Here is a 5,800-nt window from a genome sequence, read left to right as displayed (position 1 = left end):
CCCCCCCCCCCCGAAAAATTTAGAGTTACTAACAGAGGCAACATCTATGGATTCCCGATAGAACCATTCGGGAATGACAGGCGACTGAGACACAATAACACAACTGTTAACCATTTCTTTAACCTCTGGCAAAAGTATAACAAAAAATATACATTCTGTCAAGCACTTTTTTGATTTGGAAAAAAATTCTTTTTTGAATTAGCCATATCTTTACTTCAATCGTCTTCAAGAAATGCTGTTAAAAAATGCTACAAAAAACAAAGAACTATAAAAAACGATTCAATTTCCGGACATTGGTTTATGAATTCTGTATCTTCCTTCAGTAAGAACAACCAAAAGTCCCGGTTCTCGTTCAAAATCTTTTTTGACTTCGGAAATGACGGATATCAATTCCTTTATAATTCTATTGGACGCGCCAACGAATTTTCTGTTAACGACTGTTTCTACATCGTGTCCATTTTTAATTAGTTCGTCAATGAGTGTAATATGAATATTTTCATCTGCCAAAATTCTACTCATTTAACGGTAATAACAGGGTATACTTCGTCGCCCTGTAATTCTTTTGCCGCATATTCTATCGCTGATAAAACACCTTTGCGGGTTAGATGTGGATGACCTTTAAGAATATCTTCTACCGACATACCGGATGCGATACATTGAAGAATAAATGCCACAGAAACTCTTGTTCCTTTGATGACAGGTTTTCCGGAAAGTATTTCAGGTTTAGATTCAATTAAATTAATTGTATTAGCCATAAATAATCCTCCTGCTTAAAGTATAACAAAAAATCTGCTTTCTGTCAAGCACTTTTGCTTGAACCTGTTTTTTTTACATTCGGGCAGATGGTGTTGAATGGGCAATAATTGCAGGAACGATACTGTGGTGCTGGCTCAAATTTTTCAGCTTGAATGCCGGCGGCAGTTATATTAATAATCTCTTTAATTCTGTTCATCATTTTTTCGTCTGGTGCTGTTGAACCGACGACGCCTGTTTCAACAAAATGCAATTCTACTTTTTGAGGCAGGACACCATACAAGGCATTCCACGCCAGTGCATAGATAGCGAGTTGTGTACTTTTTTTAGCGCGCTCGTCTGCCTCTTGTTTATCCGAGATATCGGATGTCTTAAAATCAATAATTATAGCACCTTTTTTTGTAATATCTACTCTGTCAAACCTGCCGATGATGATATTTCCTTCGGAATTGAATTTGAATTTTTTTTCAATATATTTAGGGACTATTTTTGTTTTCTGTTCACGGTAAAAAAAATTTCGGATTGTTTCTCTGCCTGTTTCCAATCGTTGTTCTTCGTGTTCTCGTGATAAAAAACCGGCTGATTGCCAGTTTGCTTCAAATTTTTTCAAGAGTTCTTCCAGTGTTACTAATTTTTTAGTTATTTTTCGTTTGTAATAGAATTGGATTGTTTTGTGCATTGCATTTCCATAGACGATGGTATGGTTTGCCATTACTGGAATTTTTAAGATATGGATATACTTATATTTTAACGGGCAGGTGAGATAGTCATCTATCTGGAAATGGCTTAGTATCAGTGGCGTAGTATATGTTAAGCGAGTTTTAATTTTTACATTTTCAACTACTGCATTTTTTTTGAGTGCTTCTATTGGCTGCAATTTTTGGGCTGCAATTTTTGTAGCAGGAAGCGACAATGTCTCATATACGAACTGGCTTATTTTTCGTTCTCGTGCGCCACCGTAATCACCTGCTGATGTAATATAGAGTTGCTGTTTTGCTCGTGTTAATCCGACATAAAAAAGTCGGCGTTCTTCCTGTAGATGAAAATCGCCTGATGGCAAAATATCTTTAATCAGCGACTCCGGAATTGCAATATGTTCCTGTCGGCGGCGAACCGGGAATTTACCTTGAACAGCTGCGACAAGAAATACAACAGGAAACTCAAGTCCTTTTGCTTTATGGATTGTTAAGATATTTACCGCATCGGTTTCCGTATTTGGTTCTGCAGTTGCTGGATTACTGCCTGCGTCAATAAGTGTTGTGAGATGCTGTATAAAAAACTGGAGTTTATCATGTTGTGAAATTTCAGCAAATTTTTTTATTATTTCAAAAAAAAGCGCGATATTAGAAACCTGCTCATTTTTCTCGCCTGTTTTTTCTTCAACCAGTTTTTTAAGCCAGCCGGTTTCCTGGATAAACTTGTATAGCACCTGACCGGTTGAAAGTTCACGAGATAGTTCAATATACTTTTTTATATCGTCAATAATTTTTCTGGCAATTTGTATACCAATATTACTTATATCCTGTATATCGGCACTTGACAGCATTTTATACAACGCATTTTTTTGCTGTGTTGCTGTATTCATATAAATAGTTAAATCAGCCATCGGCATATTATAGACATCAGATGCTGCGAGATAGAATAGTGCGACATTATCAGCGGGCTCAGCAATGACTTTCAGAAACGATATTAAAACTTTTATTTCCTGCCGAGTATAAAGCCCGCTACCGCCTGAAAAATGCCATGGTATATCTTTCATATTTAACGATTTTATGAATGGTTCTGCGTCGTTATTAGAACGAACAAGAATCGCAAAATCTTTATAAAGCAACGCAGATTCACGCGGATTAGAACGCGGATTTACGCAGATAAATTCTTCAATTTTTTCGGCAACAAAATCTGCCTCTGCTGAAACGGTATCAAAATGGTGATGAGAAACGACGTTCTTGAGTTCTTGAGTTCTTGAGTTCTTATGTTTTCTGACACTGATAAGTTTTTTGTTGATTTTATTTTTTACTTCAAGTCGGTCAGGATTATTATATTTTATCAATGTATATGCGGTATCAAGAATCTGCTGAACAGAGCGATAATTTTTGGTAAGCACGACTTGTTTTGCGTTTGGATATGTTCTTTTGAAATTCAAGATATTTGAGATTGCTGCGCCACGGAACTTGTAAATTGATTGGTCATCATCACCGACGACAGTTATATTTTTTTCTTTATTCAAAAGCAGTTTCAGTAACTGGAATTGCGAATAATTAGTATCCTGAAATTCATCTACAAGAATGTATTTAAATTTTTCGCGATATTTTTTTAACACTGCAGGATGGTCTCTAAAAAGTTTGAGTGTAAGCCATACCTGGTCGCTGAAATCAATCACACCTGCTTTTATTTTTAGTTCCTCATATTTTTTGTAAATGTCTGATAGTTCTTTCTGTATCACAAATTCTTCTTTCAGTGCATCATCTTTTGGATTTTCACGGACGACATTTTCTAACAGTTGGACATAATCTGCGTATTCTTCACAGGCAACATCTTCGTCTTTTAGTCGGGTAAACAAAAACAGAATTGATTCTATATGTTTCAATGGATTCCCAAGCGGTCTAAATTTGTCCATTGGGAATTCAAACAGATGCTCTCTAAAAAAAACTATCTGCTGCGGTTCTGCCATAACCTTGAAATCGGTTGTTAGCCCTAAAAAAAGTCCATCATCCTCTAAAACACTGTTCCCAAATGAATGAAATGTAGAAATCCAGACATCTGCGAACCCGTAAGGCACAAGCATATCAACTCGTTCTTGCATTTCGGTAGCGGCTTTCTCGGTAAAGGTGAGCGCTAGTATCTCTTCCGGTTTCGCTTTTTTCTGTGAGATAAGGTAAGCAATACGGTTGGCGATAACGGTTGTTTTTCCTGTGCCAGCACCTGCGACAATCAGAAGTGGACCTCTGTGATGTTCAATTGCTTTTTTCTGTTCAGGATTAGGCTGCATTTTTTTTAGCCACTGAATGCACTGAAATCACTGAGTCTTTTATTTGACAGGATTAACAGGATTTTAATTAAAGTTTTATCCTGTAAATCCTGTCAGAGTCTTTTATTTTTATTCAGTCGGTATATTGAACTCTTTTAGTTCTGTGATTCTTTTTTCAGTTGCGCCTGCGGACTGCGTGGTTAATATCTTTCCTACTTCAGGTGCATAATACTCATTTGAATACGACGCTGTTCCGACTAACTGCTTTTTTATTTTTATACAATTAGTGAATTTACCAACGAGCACTGTTACCGTTTCATTTTTTGAGACAACAGTATATTTTACATTCCCAACTGGCCACTCTTTGTTGTTTTCAATCGGTAGAAGTAGCAGTGTAGCAATCAGTTTCCCATTTTTAGCCGTCTCGTAGATACCGTTTTTTGTTTTCTTAAAGTATTTCCTGAAACTGCTGACAGAACTTCCTTTTGTATAAAGATTCCGTGTCATTTCACAGGTCTCTCCATCAACTGCTACAATTTCGTTTTTTGCAGTCATATATCTGCCGAAAGTATCTGAATCTACTTCTATCCATTTTGAATTCTTTATCAATGGAAAATAGTCAACAACACCTTCTTCGAGCATTGCCTCTGCAGCATAGTTTGCCCATTCAGTTGTAGAATAATTATTTATTACTTGGCGGTAGTACTTTTTTGCTGCCGGGATATTTTCAAGATTTTGCTGATAGATTCTGGCAATCTTGTAAAGTGCTTCCGGTATTCTCGGGTTATCAGGTTTTTTTTCAACTATTAACTGATACTTTGTTATTGCATCTACAAATTTCCCGTTTTCTTTTAATTTCTCGGCAGTTTTGAACTGGTAATCAATACCACAGCCGGTAAAAAGGCAGGTAAAAGGTAAAAGGTAAAAGGTAAAAGGTAAAAGATTCTTGAGTTTCATTTATTTCCTTTTTTGAGATATAAAAAAACGACAAGTGAGATTCCGACGGTATCAACCAGCACATCCCAGACAGAGCCGCACCTGTTTTTTATAAGTGATTGGTGATATTCGTCGCTTACGGCATACAAAAATGAAATCACAGCCGGCCAGAAAATCAAAAATACAAACGGTAGACGAAACGATTTCCTGAATGCCCTGACAAGAAGAATCGCCAGAATAAAATACTCGGTGATATGCGCACCTTTACGCAAGATTAAATCCCAAACTCCAAGACCTGTTTTTAGTCCTGGAATATCAGAAAGATAATAAATAATATAGCCCCAGACAAAAACTGGAAGCCACAGTTTAACAAATTTCATTTCTATTTTACCTTCTCTCTTATCATAAATCGCCCAGCATACAAATCTTTTTTGATGTAATTTTTATAAAATACACCCTTGCTTATATTCTTTTTTTTACACTCTTCACAAACCAACTTATTTGGACAACCAGTATCCTTACCACAATTCAAACATCTGCTAATGATTTTACTCTTCATATTTTATCACCTCCATAGGTTGACACAGCAAAATTTCTTTATAGCTGAATTTTACATTTATTTCATTTACACCAATCATAGTTTCTATTCTTACTATATGCTTAAAATTATAACTTACCAGAGCATCCATTGAATAAAAAGTCGCAATAGCAATATGTTCTGCATCTTCTTCAAAGTGTCTCGGTATGATTTTCTTCTCCAAATATTTTTCTCGCAAAGTAAAAATTTCCTTCTCGTTATTTGTTTTTATTATTGTTAAATTACTAGTTTCAATTTTTTTTGATAAAAGCTCATAAATCCACACAGGTGATTGTTCTATTTCCTTTATTGTAAGATATGATATAAAACCATCGAAAATATTTTTTCTTATCATTTCCAATAATTTATTTGCTTCTTTACATTTTTCTATCTCTTTTGTATTAACAGAAAAACCGATGATTGTAGAATCTAAGTAAACTTTTAATTTTTGTTGAGTAGACATCTTTATAACCTCCTTGTGGTGACAGCCCTATCGGGCTGTCGTGCCCCTCGCAGAACCGTGCTTGCAGATTGCCCACACACGGCTCTTCAATAACACTTCCTCA

General features: G+C 35.8%; 7 protein-coding genes. All 7 read right to left on the bottom strand.

The genetic code is table 11. The features are described 5' to 3' along the window. Positions 1-279: 279 nt before the first annotated feature. Entirely contained in the window at positions 280-519 is a 240-nt protein-coding gene (locus tag AB1349_12505; GenBank protein MEW6558149.1) for a hypothetical protein, read from the bottom strand. Next, positions 516-755 carry a DUF433 domain-containing protein gene (locus AB1349_12500; GenBank protein ID MEW6558148.1) on the bottom strand — a complete coding sequence of 80 codons (240 nt, stop codon included), beginning with the start codon at positions 753-755 and terminating at the stop codon, positions 516-518. The genes AB1349_12505 and AB1349_12500 overlap by 4 nt, the downstream gene beginning before the upstream one ends. 44 nt (positions 756-799) lie before the next feature. Further along, entirely contained in the window at positions 800-3,742 is a 2,943-nt protein-coding gene (locus AB1349_12495; protein MEW6558147.1) for an ATP-dependent DNA helicase, read from the bottom strand. Positions 3,743-3,850: 108 nt separating this feature from the next. Then, complete coding sequence (locus AB1349_12490) at positions 3,851-4,678, bottom strand: tetratricopeptide repeat protein (protein ID MEW6558146.1); 828 nt, start codon at positions 4,676-4,678, stop codon at positions 3,851-3,853. Beyond that, positions 4,675-5,037 carry a VanZ family protein gene (locus AB1349_12485; GenBank protein ID MEW6558145.1) on the bottom strand — a complete coding sequence of 121 codons (363 nt, stop codon included), beginning with the start codon at positions 5,035-5,037 and terminating at the stop codon, positions 4,675-4,677. Before AB1349_12485 ends, AB1349_12490 begins: the two co-directional genes overlap by 4 nt. A 2-nt stretch (positions 5,038-5,039) precedes the next feature. After that, positions 5,040-5,216, bottom strand: a complete 177-nt coding sequence (locus AB1349_12480; GenBank protein ID MEW6558144.1) for a hypothetical protein — start codon at positions 5,214-5,216, stop codon at positions 5,040-5,042. Continuing rightward, a complete protein-coding gene (locus AB1349_12475) occupies positions 5,206-5,697 on the bottom strand; it encodes a hypothetical protein (GenBank protein MEW6558143.1) in 492 nt (163 codons plus the stop codon). The genes AB1349_12480 and AB1349_12475 overlap by 11 nt, the downstream gene beginning before the upstream one ends. Between the last annotated feature and the right edge of the window lie 103 nt (positions 5,698-5,800).

The organism is Elusimicrobiota bacterium (assembly GCA_040757695.1).
In the GTDB taxonomy this organism is placed as follows: domain Bacteria; phylum Elusimicrobiota; class UBA8919; order UBA8919; family UBA8919; genus JBFLWK01.
The sequence above is the reverse complement of the archived record's forward strand: the minus strand, read 5'-3'. Positions and strand labels throughout refer to the sequence as shown.